The 15,509-nt window shown below is 69.8% G+C and carries 12 protein-coding genes and 2 pseudogenes; 4 read left to right on the plus strand and 10 right to left on the minus strand.

Translation table 11 applies throughout. The annotated features are described in order from the left end of the window. The first annotated feature begins 134 nt into the window (after positions 1-134). Positions 135-815, plus strand: a complete 681-nt coding sequence (locus GEMRO_RS0120920; protein WP_035485756.1) for a GntR family transcriptional regulator — start codon at positions 135-137, stop codon at positions 813-815. 17 nt (positions 816-832) lie between these two features. Here GEMRO_RS0120920 and GEMRO_RS36020 read toward each other — a convergent pair. Then, a pseudogene (locus GEMRO_RS36020) lies at positions 833-1,798 on the minus strand (IS5 family transposase). A gap of 190 nt (positions 1,799-1,988) precedes the next feature. Here GEMRO_RS36020 and GEMRO_RS0120930 point away from each other — a divergent pair. Further along, positions 1,989-2,777 carry a methyltransferase domain-containing protein gene (locus GEMRO_RS0120930; RefSeq protein WP_027135567.1) on the plus strand — a complete coding sequence of 263 codons (789 nt, stop codon included), beginning with the start codon at positions 1,989-1,991 and terminating at the stop codon, positions 2,775-2,777. A 421-nt stretch (positions 2,778-3,198) separates the two neighbouring features. Here the strand turns inward: GEMRO_RS0120930 and GEMRO_RS0120935 are convergent, their stop codons facing one another. The 3 genes from GEMRO_RS0120935 to GEMRO_RS34405 form a co-directional block, all read right to left on the minus strand. Beyond that, the gene (locus GEMRO_RS0120935) at positions 3,199-3,630 is read right to left on the minus strand and encodes a DUF1772 domain-containing protein (protein ID WP_027135568.1); all 432 of its coding nucleotides are present in this window, start codon (positions 3,628-3,630) and stop codon (positions 3,199-3,201) included. An 11-nt stretch (positions 3,631-3,641) separates the two neighbouring features. Beyond that, complete coding sequence (locus GEMRO_RS30970; protein ID WP_051329310.1) at positions 3,642-4,133, minus strand: MarR family winged helix-turn-helix transcriptional regulator; 492 nt, start codon at positions 4,131-4,133, stop codon at positions 3,642-3,644. Positions 4,134-5,012: 879 nt separating this feature from the next. Next, positions 5,013-5,369 carry a hypothetical protein gene (locus GEMRO_RS34405; protein ID WP_157505677.1) on the minus strand — a complete coding sequence of 119 codons (357 nt, stop codon included), beginning with the start codon at positions 5,367-5,369 and terminating at the stop codon, positions 5,013-5,015. Positions 5,370-6,023: 654 nt separating this feature from the next. Here GEMRO_RS34405 and GEMRO_RS0120950 point away from each other — a divergent pair. Continuing rightward, a complete protein-coding gene (locus GEMRO_RS0120950; protein ID WP_035485758.1) occupies positions 6,024-7,112 on the plus strand; it encodes a BMP family ABC transporter substrate-binding protein in 1,089 nt (362 codons plus the stop codon). 1,464 nt (positions 7,113-8,576) lie between these two features. Here the strand turns inward: GEMRO_RS0120950 and GEMRO_RS0120955 are convergent. Beyond that, entirely contained in the window at positions 8,577-9,008 is a 432-nt protein-coding gene (locus GEMRO_RS0120955; protein WP_027135570.1) for a YciI family protein, read from the minus strand. Between the two features lie 60 nt (positions 9,009-9,068). Beyond that, positions 9,069-9,494: a VOC family protein gene (locus GEMRO_RS0120960; protein WP_027135571.1), complete on the minus strand. Its 426-nt coding sequence runs from the start codon at positions 9,492-9,494 to the stop codon at positions 9,069-9,071. A 201-nt stretch (positions 9,495-9,695) separates the two neighbouring features. On the opposite strand from GEMRO_RS0120960, the gene GEMRO_RS0120965 reads away from it, so the two are divergent. Further along, entirely contained in the window at positions 9,696-10,883 is a 1,188-nt protein-coding gene (locus GEMRO_RS0120965; protein ID WP_027135572.1) for a hypothetical protein, read from the plus strand. On the opposite strand, the gene GEMRO_RS0120970 is transcribed toward GEMRO_RS0120965, so the two are convergent. The 4 genes and pseudogenes from GEMRO_RS0120970 to GEMRO_RS35850 form a co-directional block, all read right to left on the minus strand. Beyond that, positions 10,835-11,653 carry a carbohydrate ABC transporter permease gene (locus GEMRO_RS0120970; RefSeq protein ID WP_027135573.1) on the minus strand — a complete coding sequence of 273 codons (819 nt, stop codon included), beginning with the start codon at positions 11,651-11,653 and terminating at the stop codon, positions 10,835-10,837. The two genes, GEMRO_RS0120965 and GEMRO_RS0120970, sit on opposite strands and share 49 nt — an antisense overlap. After that, entirely contained in the window at positions 11,650-12,513 is an 864-nt protein-coding gene (locus GEMRO_RS0120975; RefSeq protein WP_027135574.1) for a carbohydrate ABC transporter permease, read from the minus strand. Before GEMRO_RS0120975 ends, GEMRO_RS0120970 begins: the two co-directional genes overlap by 4 nt. Before the next feature lie 95 nt (positions 12,514-12,608). Next, complete coding sequence (locus GEMRO_RS0120980) at positions 12,609-13,943, minus strand: extracellular solute-binding protein (protein WP_027135575.1); 1,335 nt, start codon at positions 13,941-13,943, stop codon at positions 12,609-12,611. After that, positions 13,940-15,492, minus strand: a pseudogene (locus tag GEMRO_RS35850) (putative N-acetylmannosamine-6-phosphate 2-epimerase). Before GEMRO_RS35850 ends, GEMRO_RS0120980 begins: the two are co-directional and overlap by 4 nt. Between the last annotated feature and the right edge of the window lie 17 nt (positions 15,493-15,509).

The raw sequence follows: 15,509 nt of genomic DNA on the forward strand, positions 1-15,509 counted from the left end.
GGACGCGGCGTCCTGGCCGTCGCTGCCCCCTGCGTTTTCGTTGATTGATCTTTGATCATAGATCACGAACACTGGCAACGGCGGAAAATCGGGGGCACCGGCCTGCCGGGGGCGGGCGGAACAGAGGCGATCTCATGGCACTGGCAGAGGACATCCGGCAGCTGCCGCTGCGCCCGGTCGGCAGGGAAAGCATGCAGGACCGGGTCTATCGCCAGCTGGTGGCGATGATCCTGGACGGCGAGCTGGAGCCCGGCCGCACCGTGACCATCGCCAGCATCGCGCAAGCCTTCCAGGTCAGCGCCATGCCGGTGCGCGAGGCGCTGCACCGGCTGACCGCGGCCAAGGCGCTGACCGTGGTGGCCGGCCGCTCGGTGGGCATCCCGCCGCTCAGCGTCGAGCGCCTGTCCGACCTGCGCCGGGTCCGGGTCGAGGTGGAGGGGCTGGCGGCGGAATGGGCCGCCGCCCATGTCACGCCCGCCATGCTGGCCCGGCTGGACAGCCGGATCCAGGCGATGTCGGCCTGCGTGGCGACCGGCGACCAGGGCGGCTTCGTCCCGGCCAACCGCGAGTTCCACTTCACCATCTACGAGGCCGCCGGCTCCGCCTCGCTGCTGGCCCTGATCGAGAGCCTGTGGCTGCAGATCGGCCCCTATCTCAGCCTCTTGCGCGGCTCCGGCAACTGGCGCAACGCCAACATCCAGCACCAGGTCCTGCGCGACGCCCTGGCCCGCCACGACGGCAAGGCCGCGCGCGCCGCCCTGGAAGCCGACATCACCGACGCCGCGGTGATCCTGGAAGGCCTGCTGCGGGGCTAGAAACGGCCTTCGAATGCTTAAGCTGTGGATCGTGCGAGCCTTCTCAGCATGATCCGGCTCATGGCGGCATAGATCATGGTCTCGCTTGTCTGAGGTAACCATTCATAGTCGCTGCAGAGCCGCCGTGACTGGCCGAGCCAGGCAAAAGTCCTCTCCACCACCCATCATCGGCCAGCAGGCCGATGATCCGTTTCCCGAAGGGACCGCGGTCAGCAGACCGCGGAGGCGCCTCGGCAGGACGCGAAACGCGTTCGTGGGCTTTTCCTTGAGCCTGTAGCGCCAGAGCTGGCGGTCGGGGTTGCGCGGCACTTCAAGATGCCATCCTCGTTCGGCCTCCAGCTGAGCGACCAACGCACCAGCAAAAGCGGCATCAGCCCATACCAGCTCGAGTTGCGGCAGGTCGTCCTGAGCGGCCGTGCTCAAGAGCATCTGTGCACCTATCCGATCGGGTAGGTCGGCGGCATGCGCACAGACGAGCAGGATGAGGCCAAGCGTGTCCACCAGCAGGTGGCGCTTGCGGCCCTTTGCTCGTTTGGCCCCGTCATAGCCTCGCGCTGGCCCACCGATACTGGTCGTTCTGGCGGTCGGACTGTCGAGGATGGCGGCGGTCGGGTCTGCTGACCGTCCTTCAGTGTCCTGAACCGTACGGCGGAGCCGCTCGTGCGCCTCGTGGAATGCGCCACTGATCCGCCAGCGCCGGAACTGCGTGGAGACGGTCCGCCCTGTCAGCTGTGCTGACATCACTCCGTGGGATCGATGCTTCGCATCAATGGCGGATACTCGCGCGGCAGCAGCCGCCATGGGCAGCCAGAGCGCAAGAGGTAGAAGATCGCGTCGGCGATCCGCCGCCTCGGCCACTTCGGCGGCCGTCCATGACGGCCATGCCTCTCCAGCAACGGCGCCCGGAGCACCCACTCCGGGTCCGACAGGTCGGTCGGGTACAGGCGGCGGTGCTCGGTCAGGGCAGCAGCCCCAGCGATCATGGATCGCCTGGCGCTACACGCATCCCCTCCGCAGGCCGCTATCCATTTCGAAAGCCGTTTCCAGTGGCTCGACGCGGACGCTTGGTACCAGCCCCCACGTAGATTGCAGCCGCCTTCGCGTTCGCCGGCGGCGACGGGAACGCGTAGCATTCCGTCCGCCCTTCGCCCACCGAAGCCGGGAGGACGCGCCGTGGCCAGCAGCATGCCGTTCGACGAGCAGGCCGCCCGCCGGATCGAGGCAGTCTACGCCAGCCCGGACGTGGCCGCCACGCGCGCGGCCGTGCTCGGCGCCCTGGAGCCGCGGCCCGGGGAGCGGATTGTCGACCTGGGCTGCGGGCCGGGCTATCTGACCCGCGACTTGGCGCTCGCCGTCGGCCCGGGCGGGCGCGTCCACGCGCTGGACTTGAGCGGGCCAATGCTGGCGCTGGCCCGGCGGCGCTGCCGGGGGCTACCCGCGGTCGGGCTGGCGGCCGGCGACATGACGGCGTTCGCCCTGCCCGACGGCTCCGTCGACGCTGCCGTGGCGGTGCAGAGCCTGGCCTACGTGCCGGACGTCGCGCGCGCGGTCGGGGAGATCGCCCGCGTGCTGCGCCCGGACGGACGGGCGGTGGTGCTCGACACGGACTTCGCCAGCGTGGTCTGGCATGGCCGCGACCAGGCCCGCGTCGACCGCATCCTGGCAGCGTATGACGCCCACGTCGCGCACCCGGGGCTGCCGCGGCGGCTGAGCCGGCTGGCGTCGGACGCGTGCCTCGCGACCGTCCGACGCGAGGTGGTGCCGATCCTGAACGCATCGTTCCGCCCTGGCACCTTCGCCCACGGCATCGCCCCGTTCATCCGCGACTTCGTCGTTGGCGCCGGCCGGGTGCCGGCCAAAGAGGCGGACGCCTGGCTGGCAGAGGGCGCCGCGCTTGACGCAGCGGGCGAATTCTTCGCGAGCCTCAACCGCTACCTCTTCGTCCTGCGCAGTCCAGGCTGAGGCGGGCTGGGTATCTTCTGTCCGCCTCTGACCACTAGAGCGGCGGTCGCCGCCCGGGAATGGAGCGGTCCCGCCAGCGCTGCAGGACCACCGAAGGGCGCATTGCCCTTGATCGGGAGCCTTGGCCAACGTCGCGCCCACGACCGCGTTCATTCCCTGGTCATTGCCGGTCGCGGGCAGGTCGCCGGCGCCATGCCCGGATGGAAGACCGCCGGCTGCCACGATCATCGCGGTCGGGGTCGTGCGCGCCAGAGGGTCGGCCGGGCATCACCCTGCGTCCCTGTAGCCTTGGCCTTCTGCCTGGGGGGAGGTCCGTCGGCCGATGCAGGATGGGTGGCCGGGCGCCCGGTCGCCCGGGCAGACGGCGGCCGATGATCCCTGCCGCCGCCGGACTTGCCCCGCGCCTTGGCCAGGTGCCCGCTCAGGAAAGGGAGGCCCAGAGGAAGGCGAGGGCAGCGGCGAAGCCGAGCGCGGTCCGCCCCGCGTGCAGCGCGCCCCACCTCTCGATCATCACCCGGCTCTCCACGCCGGCCGCCGCCGGTTCCGTCGCCATGAGCCGCTTGTTGGTCGGCATGATGGCGAGAAAGGTGTACGGCCAGTTGGCGATCATCAGCAGCGCACCCAGCGCCCATCCGGGGTGGCCGGCCTGCCACCATACCGCCATTCCGAGCACGAAGCCCAGCACCGCCAGGGGCGCCTGCATGGCGGTGCCGCGCCGGTAGGCCGGTTTCCAGGCCGCCAGCAGCGGCCGGGGGTCCAGCACCAGGCGGGCGGGCTGCTCGACTAGGCTGATATAGAGCGCCGCGCCCGCGAACAGGGCGGCCGTGGCCAACGCGACTTGTCCGAGAAGCATGGCGACCTCCGTCATTTCACCGGTCCAGGCGCATGGGCGTCCCGTGTCTCCCGGTCGTCCCCGCCGGCCGGTTCGGCCTCGAGGCGGTTTCGCAGGGTGCGGAGCAGGCCGGTGGCGGCCTCGATGCCCTCCGGCGGCAGCCCCCGGGCGAGGGATTCGGCCCAGGGCCGCTGGCGTTCGGCGGCAGCCTCGAACAGGGCCCGCCCATGCTCCGTCAGCAGGACCAGCCTGGCCCGCTGGTGGTGCGGGTTCGGCGCGAAGCAGACGATCCCTTGCGACTCCAGCTCGCCGGCGATGCGCTGCACGCCCTGGCGCGACAGGCCCATGTTGCGGGCGATGTGGGCGACCGGCAGGGGCACCGGCGACATCGCCACCGCGCCCAGAACCTGCCAGCGCGCGCTGGTCAGCCCGAGGTCGCGGACCAGGGCGTCGCCGGCCGCCAGCAGGCGCCCGTTGAGGCGGAAGGTCTCCAGGATCAGCTCGGTGACCGCGTCGATGATCATGGGTACATGTCACCATATCGACAGTATGTTGTCAAACAAGTTCGCCGGAGTAGCGCCTTGCGTTGTGGGGTCTGGGGCGCATCGTTGCAGGCGCGCGAAGGTGGAGTCCCAGTGGTAGTCCTGGGTGCGAATGCGCTCCCTGGCAGGGTCGTAGGTGTCCCACACGTCCTCACCGAGCGGGATCCTGGCAATGAGCTCGCAGGCCCGGTCGACCGGTGTCCGGCCACCAAGCGCGCCATGCGGACGCTGCTTCGATCCGCTCTGCGGCTCGAATGTAGAACGTCTGCCATTCGTCGAGCTGGTCGGAGAGGGTCGTGTCTGCCAGGTCCACGGTCGGCCAGAACTTTTCAAGGGCTGTGCGCTGGGCCCGCTCAACCTTGCCGTTCAGGTGCGGCGAGCGGGGCCGGATGGGCCGGAACTTGATGTGCCAGTCGCGTAGCTGGTCCTGGACCTGGTAGCCAAAGAACTCCTGGCCGCGGTCGGTCTGGATGCGCCCGCCGAGGTCTCCTGACCTCGGCTCCTGCGGAGATGGATCGGCCCGGCTGCTGCCGGCCGATGGATGGCGAACGGCATCTCCTCCAGCACCCGCTCCAGGAAGCGGACGGTGTTGGCGGCGGTGCGCCGTGGATAGAGGCCGACGACCTGGAACCGTGAGCCGTCGTCGATGGCGGTGTACTGGTTGAGCTTGGGCGTGATCTTGCAAGCCAGAACACAATTGCTGCATCGACCGGACGAACTGACTTTCCCACAAAAGCGCCGATCTGCCATCAGCTACGCCATCCAGCCGTCACCGTTTTACTTTCTGAAATCTACGTCCACGATGCGCACGGCCCACACAAGTGAAGCTGGATCTTCTGTCGTATCTAGTTTCGGGATCCCTCAGCACAATCCGCTAAAGTCTTTCGAGCCAGTAATTGAGTCATCAATACGTCTATTATTAGACGCCAAGTTGCGGCTTCTCCCTTTGTATCGAGCCTCCAGATAGAACTCAATCTGTTCGATGGTCTTTGTGCTGTTGTTTATGAATATAACGCTGATGGGATAATCTTGCTGGGTGCAGTATTCGCTTTCCATTCCCTTGAATTTGGCAGAGCCCTGGATCTGGGAGAGGTGCCGATCATAGGTAACGTACTGATAGAGCCAAATTCCGCCTCCTCCGATCATTGCCAGCAGGGCTGGAACCAGCACGAAGCCGGCGGCCCACTTAATACCGTTGGTGAACCAGTTCCGGATCAATGTTCTGTTCCCGTAGTCTACTTCTGGCCTGGAAATGCCACATCCCATGTCGATGCGTTCAGGGGAAATAGCCTCTTTACTGAGCACAATTGCGAAGGTTCATGGGAAATGTTGATATGACCGTAGCGCATTTCTTCTGAACCCAGGCTGGCAGCGACTTCGAGAGTAAGCCTTTACCTTGTGATCCGCTGTCCTTTCCTTTGGTGAGGATATGCTCCGGATGTTGATGGCTTGATGAAGTTTCTTGGACGAGGATTCGTCTGTTTCTTTTCTGCAATGGGCGCATCCAGATGAAGCTCCACTCCACTGTAAGTCTCGCCATTCTAGTTAAGGGCTTCGGACGCAGCTTGCAGGCAGAAGTCGAGCCGCCTCCTATGACGCCTGGACCCCAGCTCAAGTATGCGGCGTCGCGTCGGTCGGGCAGGGAGGACCTGCCGCCATAGCGCATCCTCCTGCCCGGACGGAAACGCGCTTTGACGTCCCATGCCTGCACTTCAACCCCACGATCCACCTTGCCGGCTTTCGCGACCGCTTCGTGCCCATGCGCCACCGTCATGAGCCACACCGGTTGACCGCCTGGCGTTTCCGGTGTGACCTCGACGCACCGGTGGCAGGGGGCAGGCGCGGGGCCGGCCCCAGGGCGTGGAGCACGTGATGATCGATCGCAGGACCTTGGTGGGCGCCGGCTTGAGCGCACCCTTCCTCCTGGGCGGCCTGAAGGGCGCCCGCGCCCAGGACGGCGGGCCGCTCAAGATCGCCTTCATGTATGTCGGTCCGATCGGCGACCTCGGCTGGTCCTACCAGCACGACCAGGGCCGCCTGGCCGTCGAGAAGGAGTTCGGCGACAAGGTGCAGACCTCCTACGTGGAGAGCGTGCCCGAGGGTGCGGATGCCGAGCGGGTGCTGCGCCAGATGGCCCAGGCCGGCAACAAGCTGGTCTTCGCCACCAGCTTCGGCTTCATGCAGGCGGCGCTGAACGTCGCCAAGCAGTTCCCCGACACCGTCTTCGAGCATTGCACCGGCTTCAAGACCGCCCAGAACCTGGGCGTCTACAATGCCCGCTTCTATGAGGGCCGCTATGTCTCCGGCGTGCTCGCCGGCCGGATGAGCCAGGCCAAGACCATCGGCTATATCGGCTCCTTCCCGATCCCCGAGGTGGTGATGGGCATCAATGCCTACACGCTGGGCGCCCAGAAGGTGATGCCCGACGTCAGCACCAAGGTGGTCTGGGTCAACAGCTGGTACGACCCGGGCAAGGAGGCGGAGGCCGCCAACGCGCTGATCGACCAGGGCTGCGACTTCATCGTGCAGCACACCGACAGCCCGGCCCCGGTCCAGGCCGCCGAGAAGCGCGGCGTGTGGTGCGTGGGCCAGGCCTCCGACATGGGCCGGTTCGGGCCGGAGCGCTGCCTGACCTCGGTGGTCGACGACTGGGCGACCTACTACATCAAGACTGCCCGCGAGGTCATGGAGGGCAGCTGGGCCTCCACCGTCTACTGGGGCGGCATGGCCGAGGGCTCGGTGGTGATGACCCCCTGGAACCAGAACGTGCCGGCCGACGTCCAGGCCGAGCTCGACGAGCTCGTCGCTGGCATCAAGGCCAAGACCGTCCATCCGTTCCAGGGCCCGGTGAAGAACCAGGCCGGCGAGGTGGTGATCCCCGAAGGATCGGTGATCAGCGACGCCGACCTCTTGCAGATGATGTACTATGTCGAGGGCGTCGACAGCACCCTGCCGGGCTGAGTCTCGTACCTCCGGACGCAGGGCCGCCCCCGGCGCCGCCTGTCCGCGCCAGGCCGCGTTTCCGAACCGGTTCGTGCTCCCAGGCCAGCGGGATGGGCATGGCGGCGTGGGTCGCCATGTCGCCGGCTGGCCAAGGACCGCCGCCAGATGCCGGACGGGACCTTGCGGACCCTGCGCCCGGACGCCCGCTGACCGGACCTGCCGGCGCGGTGCGGGTCATCGCGCAGCGCTCCCCCCGAAGCGATGTCGGCACAGCGGGCAGGACAGGCGTCAGCCAGCAGCCTCTACCGCTGTCGGCAGGCCGATGGCTGGCCGTGGATGCTGGCCAGCACGCTGCGCCGTGGGTCGACAGGGCGGTGGTCCGGGCGCACCAGCCCGAAGCGCCCGGCCACAGCCCGCGGCGGGTTCTCGACGACGATCCATGTCCGCCGCCCCTTGCCGGCGGGCAGCTTGCCTGGCCGCTTCCCTGGCCGGCCGACGCGCGGTCATGCCGACGGCACTGCCTCGGCCGGTGGCTCGGGAAGCCTGCTGTCGTGCCCGTTCCCCGTCGCGCGGTGGGGGCAAGCGGGATCCTGCCGCCGCCGGCCGGCAGGTGCCGCCTGCGGCCGGACCCGCCATGGCCGGCCGAACGCGCCCCGGTCGCCTCGCACCCTTCTTTGCCGCAGACGGTGCGCTTTCGACTGCAGCCCGGCGCCACGCGACGGCGTTCGCCCAGCCCAGGTGGTGGACCTGGTGCAGCCGCACCCACCCGGCGGCATTTCGCCAGTCCCACGGCATCCGCCAGCAGGCCATGCCGGAGCCACAGCCGGTGTTTGCCAAGGCAGGATATCCTTGCTCAAGGCCGGTACGCGGCACGAACAGGTTGCCCACCATCGCCCTGCGATCACGGATTGGCGGACGGTCGCCCTCCGCCAGGGGCCCGCGCGCGGGAGGAGCGGCTCGGCCAGCCGCCACAGTTCATCATAAACCATGGGGGTCTTTCCCGTGGTCGGCTCGACGCAGCGCGCCTGCGCGCTCAACAGGTTCCGTGATGGCCTTGGAGGCGGCCATGGTGCGACGACAGCCAGGTCCGGCCGTAGTTCTCGTCCCGGGTCCGGATCGCCGCGCCGCCGGACGCGCCCGCTCCCGCCGTGGCGGTGGCTGCCGGGCGACAGCCAGGCTCGGCAGTTGTCTTGCGCGCACATCCGGGTACCGCCCGCCGGCCGCGTCCTGCTCCCGGCGAGGCGGTGGCCGCCAGGTGGCAGCCAGGTCCGGCAGCGCTCTTGCTCGCCCGTCCGGATGCTGCCCGGCTGCCGCCAGGCTGGCCGCGTCACGTGCCCGGCGGCGTGGCGGCCTCGGGGGAGCCGTGCATGTGGTGGGCGGTCGGGCCGGCGTTCGGCCGGGAGGATGCCGCTCCGCAGGCAGAGAAGCCGGCCCGGTCGGGCGGCTGATCCAGCCGGGCGTCCCGGCATGCGCCGTCGGGCCTCAGGCTTCCGGGTCGCGCCGCCGGTCCTGCATCCCCTCCAGGCCACCGGCCGCCGCCTGCACGTCGGCGGGAAAGTCCTCGAACTCCTGCACCTGGCGCAGCTCGATCAGGTCGCCGTCGGCGGCCGGGCAGCGCGCCGCCCAGGCCAGCGCCTCGGCCTTGGAGGCGGTGCGGATCATCCAGTAGCCGCCGACGCAGGCCGTGCCGGCCGTCCATCCGGCGCGGCCTTCCTCGATGCTCGGCCGGCCATGGGCGAAGGAGATCCTGGCGCCCATCGAGGGCGGATGGAGCCCGTCCAGGGCCAGCAGCACGCCCGCCTCCTGCAGGGCGCGGTTATAGGCCATCATCGCTGCTACCGCCTTCGCGTCCGGCAGCGTGCCCGGGGCGGCGTCGGCGTAGTTCTTCGGAATCATCAGCATCATGAAGCGCATCGCGTCGCTCAGCTCCCCGGTCGCGGGCCAGCGGCCCGTCCTGTACGGTTTCGGGCCGGCTCAGGCCGGGGCAGGGGCCGGCACGTGGATCATCCAGCTGACCCCGAACCGGTCGGCCACGATCCCGAAGCGGCGCGCGAAGAAGGTGGAACTCATCGGCATCTGCACCTGGCCGTCCTCGGCCAGCGCCGCGAACGAGCGCTCCGCCAGCGCCTCGTCGGCCATCTCCAGGCTCAGCGACATGCCCTGGAAGCTGGTTTGCCCGGCGCAGCAGCCATCCGAGGCCATCAGCGTGTTCTCGCCGATCCGCATCGCCATGTGCATGATCTTGTCCTCGCTGCCCTCCGGGATGCTGCCCGGCTGGCCGGCCTCGGGGCTCTCCTTGAAGCGCATCATCATGGTGACCTCGGCCCCCAGGACCTGCTGGTAGAACTTGGCAGCCTCCTCGCAGCGGCCGTTGAAGAACAGATAGGGCGTGAGCTGCATCGGCGTCGTCCTCGCTGGATCCGGGAAGGGATGGGGCGCAGGGACCCGGGCGGGCACGCCGCCGCCTGCGCAATATAAACCAACAAGTTAAGTATTCAGCACCGGACCGCGTCCGTCAATCCCATCGCTTCGATGTAGATATAGGAACATACACCTTGAACTGCTAGACTGCCGCCGCCTCCACCCTCCACGGGACCCGCCATGCCCCGCTCCCCCGCCCAGGCCGAAGCCTCCCGCCGAAACGGCGCCCGCAGCCATGGTCCGGTCAGCGACGCCGGCAAGCGCCGCTCCGCCCAGAACGCCCGCAGCCATGGCCTGCGCGCGCGCTCGACGCTGCCGCCCCTCCCGGGCCAGCAAGCGGCCCATGCCTCGATGGAGAGCCGCCTGCTCGACCAGTTCCGGCCGGCCACCCCGGAAGAGGCCGCCGCCTGCGCCCGGTTCGTGCAGGCCAGCTGGAACTGCCACCAGGTTGCCCGCCTGGAAGCCGATTTCTGGCGAAGGCGGCATGATCCGCCCGGCATGGGCCGGCGCCGCCTGGGCCTGGCGAGCCTGGTCCGCTACCTGGCCGCCGCCGAGAAGGCGCTGCACCTGGCCCTGCTCGACTTCGCCCGCCTGCGCCGTGGCACCGCCGCCGGCACGAACGAACCCGAGCCGCCCTTGCGCCAGGAACAGGCGGCCAGGCCAGCCTCCGCCGCACCGGCAAGCCGCACCCGACCGGCGGCATCGCCCGTCCCCGACCGTTCGCGCACCAACGAACCCGTGCGGCAGCGCACCAACGAACCCGAGCGCCAGCGCCCGCTTGCCCGGGGCATGGCGCCCGCGGACCTCCGCAATTGCCATCCGCACGCCTGCCGCACGAACGAACCCGAGCCGCCCATACCCCCGCTCGCCACGGCCGGTGCTGCCGCCTGCACCAGCGCTGCGCCCCTGGCCCCGGAAGCGGTGCGGGCCGGCGCCGTCCGCTGCACGAACGAACCCGGGCGAGCCTGGTCGCCCCGTCAGGACCTGACCCTGCCAGCGTCCCTGTCCTTCACCCCGTCGGGATCCGGCCTGTCCAGGCCCGCGGCTTCGTGCCTGACCGGGTCGGCTGCAGCGCCTTTGTCCCGGACCGCACGTCCTGCCCATCCGCCATCCGCCACCTCCATCCTGCCGGCGATCCGCCATCGCCCCGCCGCCCATCCTAGCGGCAAGATCCTAACGAAAGGTGAACGGAGGCAGGGACCGGCGGAGCCGTCCATCGGCGCCGGGCTCAACCGCCGGGATCGCCGCCACCTGGCGGCGATGGCGCGGCGGGCAGGCCAGGCAGCGGGGGCGGACCAGGTAGCCGGGCCGGGCCCGGCTCAGCCCTTGACCGCGCCGGCGGCCAGGGACTGGCCGATCCGCCGGTAGAGCAGCAGGCCCAGCACCACCGGCGGCAGCACGCTCAGCATCATCACCGCGGCGGCCGCCCCCCAGCGCACCCCGCCGCCGGACGCGGCGAAGAAGAACGACGCGCCCACCGTGGCGGTCACCGCGTCGCGGGTGGTCAGCATCAGCGCGAACAGGAACTCGTTCCAGGCATACACGAAGCCCAGCACCATGGTGGTGGCCAGCGCCGGGCCGGCCAGCGGCAGCACGATCCGCCAGAGCAGGGTGAAGGTCGACGCCCCGTCGACCCTGGCCGCCTCGTCCAGCTCCACCGGCAGGTCGCGGAGCGCCGCGGCCAAAAGGATCAGCACCAGCGGCAGGTTGACCACGCACAGGATCAGCGCCAGGCCCAGCTTCGTGTCGAGCAGGCCGACCCGGGCATAGACCAGGTAGAGCGGGATCGCGAACACGATCAGCGGGATCGCGCGCAGGTTGACCACCAGCGGCATCAGCCAGCGCCGCCCGGCGCCGAAGCGCACCAGGGCAAAAGCCGCCGGGAACGCCAGGACCAGCGACAGGCCGGCCCCCAGCAGCGCGGAGGCAAAGCTGTTCCACAGGTAATGTAGCACGTCGAACCGGTCGGCCATCGCGAACACGCCGGCATAGTTGGCCAGCGTCGGCGCCTGGATCCACCAGGAAGGGTTGGAGGCGATCTCCGCCTCGGACTTGAACGAGGTGACCAGCGTCGCGATCACCGGGAAGTTCATGGCGAGCGCCGCCACGGCGAACACCAGCCAGCGCAGCAGGTTCATGCCCGGCGCTCCGAGACGCGGTGGACCAGCGCCAGCACCAGCCAGGACGCCGCCAGCAGCAGCATCGAGGCGGCCACCGCCTGGCCGATGTCGCCGGACTTGAAGAAGGCCTGGTAGACCCAGATGCTCATGGTGGTGGTGGAGCCGCCGGCACCCGCCCCGGTCAGGGTGTAGACATTGTCGAACACCCGGAAACCGTCGATGAAGCGGATGAAGAAGGCCGCCCCCATGGCCGGCGCCATCAGCGGCAGGTCGATCGCCCAGAGCCGCCGCCAGGGTCCCGCCCCGTCGATCGCGGCTGCCTCGCGCACCTCGGCCGGGACCGCCGCATAGGCCGAGTAGAGGATCAGCAGCGCGAACGGCGTCCATTGCAGGACCTCCACCACCACCAGGGTGGTGAACGCATTGTCCGGGCCCAGGAAGGACGGGCTGTCGCCCCAGTAGGTGAACAGGAACCAGGGCACCACGCCCACGAACTCGTGCAGGATCAGCCGGTACATCAGGCCGACCAGAGCCGGCGCCACCATCATCGGCAGCATCAGGAACGCGAGCAGCCAGGGCCGCTTGTCGATCAGGGGTGCGAGGAAGATCGCCAGGAACAGGCCCAGCAGGAGCTGAGCCAGGGCGGCGATCAGCCCGAAGCGCAAGGAGAACCAGGCGGCCTGCCAATAGCTCTCCGAGCGCAGGGCCTGGCCATAGTTCTCCAGCCCCACGAACTGGGGCGAGAGGATCGTGGCGAACTCGACGCGGGAGAGCGAGTAGATCAGGTCGACCGCCAGGGGCAGGCCGAGCATCGCCAGGAGGAAGATGGTCAGCGGTGCCAAAAGGAACCGCCCGTCGCGTGCATGGGCCGTCGACAACGGAAGGCCGCTCCTCGTCGCTTGGGTCAAACAAACGGCAACGGAGGGCCGAAGCCCTCCGCAGGTCGAAACAGGGCAGCCGGCGGCGCCCTGGCTTACTTCAGCAGCTCTTCCATGCCCTCGGCGGTGGCGGACAGCGCCTCGTCCAGGCTTTCCTGGCCGGCCCAGTAGCCGGTGAAGTGCTGGGCCTGCAGCTCGTAGACCGGCAAGGCGCCGGCCGAGGTCGCCCCGGTCATCACGAAGCCGTACTGGCCGGCATAGTCGCCCAGCTGCGCCAGGTCCGGGCGCTGCTCCACCACCGGCTGCAGCGCGTCCTTCGAGAGAGCCGGCGCGCCGCCGGCCAGGGCATAGGCCTGCATCGCCTCCGGGGTGGCCAGCCACTCCAGGAAGCGCACCGCTCCCTCCTTGTTCTGCGCCGCCTTGTTCAGGCCGAGGCCCAGGCCGTGGATATGGGTGAAGCGGCCGGCATCGCCGGAGGGCGGCGCCACCGTGCCGACCTTGCCGCCCACCGCCGGGGTCTTGTCCGGGTCGTTCAGATCGGCGGCCGCCGCGTTCCACTGCAGCATGGTCGCGACCTGGCCGGAGCCGAACGCCGCGTTGGCTTCCGCGAACTCGTAGCTCAGGCTGTCTTTGGGCGAGGCGCCGGCATCGTAGAGAGCCTTGTACAGCTCCAGCCCCTGCCGGTAGGCCTCGCTGTCCACGGTGATCTCGCCCTGGTCGTTCATCCAGTCGCCGCCGAACGAGCGGGCGGTGGACTGCCAGACCATCATGTTGAACAGGAGGTTCTTCATCTGCAGCACCGTCCCGTAGCGGGTCGGGCTGTCCGGGTTGACCGCCTTGGTGAAGAACAGCGCGGTCGCCTGGTAGTCGTCCCAGCTCCACTGCTCGGGCGGCAGGGGCGACATCTCCTTGCCCAGCCGTTCCTGCGCGATCTCCTGGTAGCGCGCCTGCCAGTCGGCGTCGGAGAGGAGCTGGTCGATCAGGTCCTCGCGGAAATACATGAAATGCAGCGACAGGTCGGTGGGCACGCCGTACTGCTGGCCCTCGAACTGCATGGTCGCCAGCACCTTCTCGCCGAACAGCTCGGCAGCGCCGTCCGGCAGGGTGATCGGCTCCATGAACGGCGCGTAGCGGCCGATCGCGTAGGTCGCCAGCAGGTTCAGGTCGAACTCGCCGCTGCCCGCCGCGAGGTCGGTCTGCAGCTTGTCCCAGAACCCGTCGCGGTTGAAGAAGATCAGCTCGACCCGGTCCTCCTCGGCCAGCCCGTCCTGGCCGTTGTAGAGGTCGGCCGCGGCGCGCAGCGCCGTCTCCTCCGGCCCGCCCGGCCAGCCCAGGACGGTCACCTCGGCCCGGGCGGCGGCGCTCGACAGCAGCAGGCCGGCGGCCAGGGCGGGAAGTGCGAGGCCTGGAAGCAGGCGGCGGGTCCTCATAGCGACTGATCCTCTCTTGTTGCGGCGGCCTCGCGCAGCGCGAGGTCGACGATGCCGATAATGCCGGCATGGGCGCCGAGCGAAGCCGGAACCAGCTCCGGCCGCTCGACGTCGGACAGATGCGCGAGCCTGGCCCGGATTCGCTCCAGGTGGCCCGGCGCCAGGCCGACCCCGCCGCCCACGACGATGCGGGCCGGATCGTAGAGATATTGCAGGTCGCGAAACAATAGCGCGCTGGCATCGACCGCCCGGTCGAGGACCGCGGCGGCGAAGGCCTCGCCGGCGGCGGCCGCGGCGAACAGGGCGGGCGCGTCCAGGACATGGCCCTCCGCCGCCGCCATCCGGGCGATGCCGGATCCCGACGCTACCTCCTCCAGCCGCTGCCCTGCCGGCAGGCGGATCTGGCCGATGCTGCCGGCCATCCCGCTGCGCCCGAGCAGGAGCCGCCCGTCCAGGATCACCCCGCCGCCGATCCCGGTGGAGATCGTGACGAACACCATGTCGTCGGCACCGCGGCCGGCACCGGCGACATGCTCGCCCCAGGCGGCGGCCTGGGCGTCGTTCAGGGAGGTGACCGGCACGCGCAGCCGCCGGGTCAGCTCGGCTTCCAGCAGGAACCCGGCCGGGATCGGCAGGGTGTCCGGGTTGAGCGCCTGCCAGTGGCCGCGCTGGACCAGGCCGGTCACCGCCACGCCGGCCAGGCTGAACCGTCCGGCCCAGGGTGCGGCCAGCTCGCCCACCGCGTCCATCCAGGCGTCGACTCCGCCCTCCCTGGGCGTGGCCGCCCGGCTCTCCTCCAGGATCCGGCCTTCCTGGACCAGGCAGGCCAGGATCTTGCTGCCGCCGAGATCGACCGCCAGCACCGTGGTCATCGCTGCACCTTCGCTACCGCCTGCGCGAACCAGCCGGTCACATGCTCGGTCCGGGTGATCGCGGATCCGACCACCACGGCGAACGCGCCCGCCTCGATTGCCGCGGCGGCGTCGGCCGGGGTGTTGAAGCGTCCCTCGGCCAGAACCGGCACGTCCAGCGCCCGGGCGGCCTCACGCACGAACTCCAGGTCCGGCAGGTCCGGCACCGGGCCGCCAGTATAGCCGCTCATGGTGGTGCCGACGATGTCGGCACCGAGTTGCGCAGCCGCCTGCGCCTCGGCCGGGCTGGCGCAGTCGGCCATGGCGAGCCTTCCATGACGGCGCACTTCCGCCAAAAGGTCGGCCACCGGAACGGGCCGTGTCCGCTCGGTGGCGTCGAACGCCACCACGTCGGCGCCGGCTTCGGCCAGGGCCTGCACGTCGGCGATCAGCGGAGTGATCCGCACGGGGCTGTCGGCCAGGTCACGCTTGATCAGGCCCAGGATCGGCAGGTCGCAGGCGGCGCGCACCGCGGCGACGTTGGCCGCGCCCTCGATCCGCAGTCCGGCGGCGCCGCCGTCGCGCGCCGCCAGGGCCAGCGCTACCACGATCTCGACCCGGTCCATCGGCCCGCCGGACACCGGCTGGCAGGACACCACCAGCCGGCCGCGGAGCCGTTGCAGGAGCGCGTGCATGATCCTCCATCGCGTCATCG

Origin of the sequence: Geminicoccus roseus DSM 18922 (assembly GCF_000427665.1) — a bacterium.
In the GTDB taxonomy this organism is placed as follows: domain Bacteria; phylum Pseudomonadota; class Alphaproteobacteria; order Geminicoccales; family Geminicoccaceae; genus Geminicoccus; species Geminicoccus roseus.

Bases quoted from the DNA above. Each gene is read 5' to 3' on its own strand.
- GEMRO_RS0120920 (WP_035485756.1), top strand. From the start codon at position 135: ATGGCACTGGCAGAGGACATCCGGCAGCTGCCGCTGCGCCCGGTCGGC.
- GEMRO_RS0120935 (WP_027135568.1), bottom strand. From the start codon at position 3,630: ATGCTTCTCGGACAAGTCGCGTTGGCCACGGCCGCCCTGTTCGCGGGC.
- GEMRO_RS30970 (WP_051329310.1), bottom strand. From the start codon at position 4,133: ATGATCATCGACGCGGTCACCGAGCTGATCCTGGAGACCTTCCGCCTC.
- GEMRO_RS0120950 (WP_035485758.1), top strand. From the start codon at position 6,024: ATGATCGATCGCAGGACCTTGGTGGGCGCCGGCTTGAGCGCACCCTTC.
- GEMRO_RS0120955 (WP_027135570.1), bottom strand. From the start codon at position 9,008: ATGCGCTTCATGATGCTGATGATTCCGAAGAACTACGCCGACGCCGCC.
- GEMRO_RS0120960 (WP_027135571.1), bottom strand. From the start codon at position 9,494: ATGCAGCTCACGCCCTATCTGTTCTTCAACGGCCGCTGCGAGGAGGCT.
- GEMRO_RS0120965 (WP_027135572.1), top strand. From the start codon at position 9,696: ATGCCCCGCTCCCCCGCCCAGGCCGAAGCCTCCCGCCGAAACGGCGCC.
- GEMRO_RS0120970 (WP_027135573.1), bottom strand. From the start codon at position 11,653: ATGAACCTGCTGCGCTGGCTGGTGTTCGCCGTGGCGGCGCTCGCCATG.
- GEMRO_RS0120980 (WP_027135575.1), bottom strand. From the start codon at position 13,943: ATGAGGACCCGCCGCCTGCTTCCAGGCCTCGCACTTCCCGCCCTGGCC.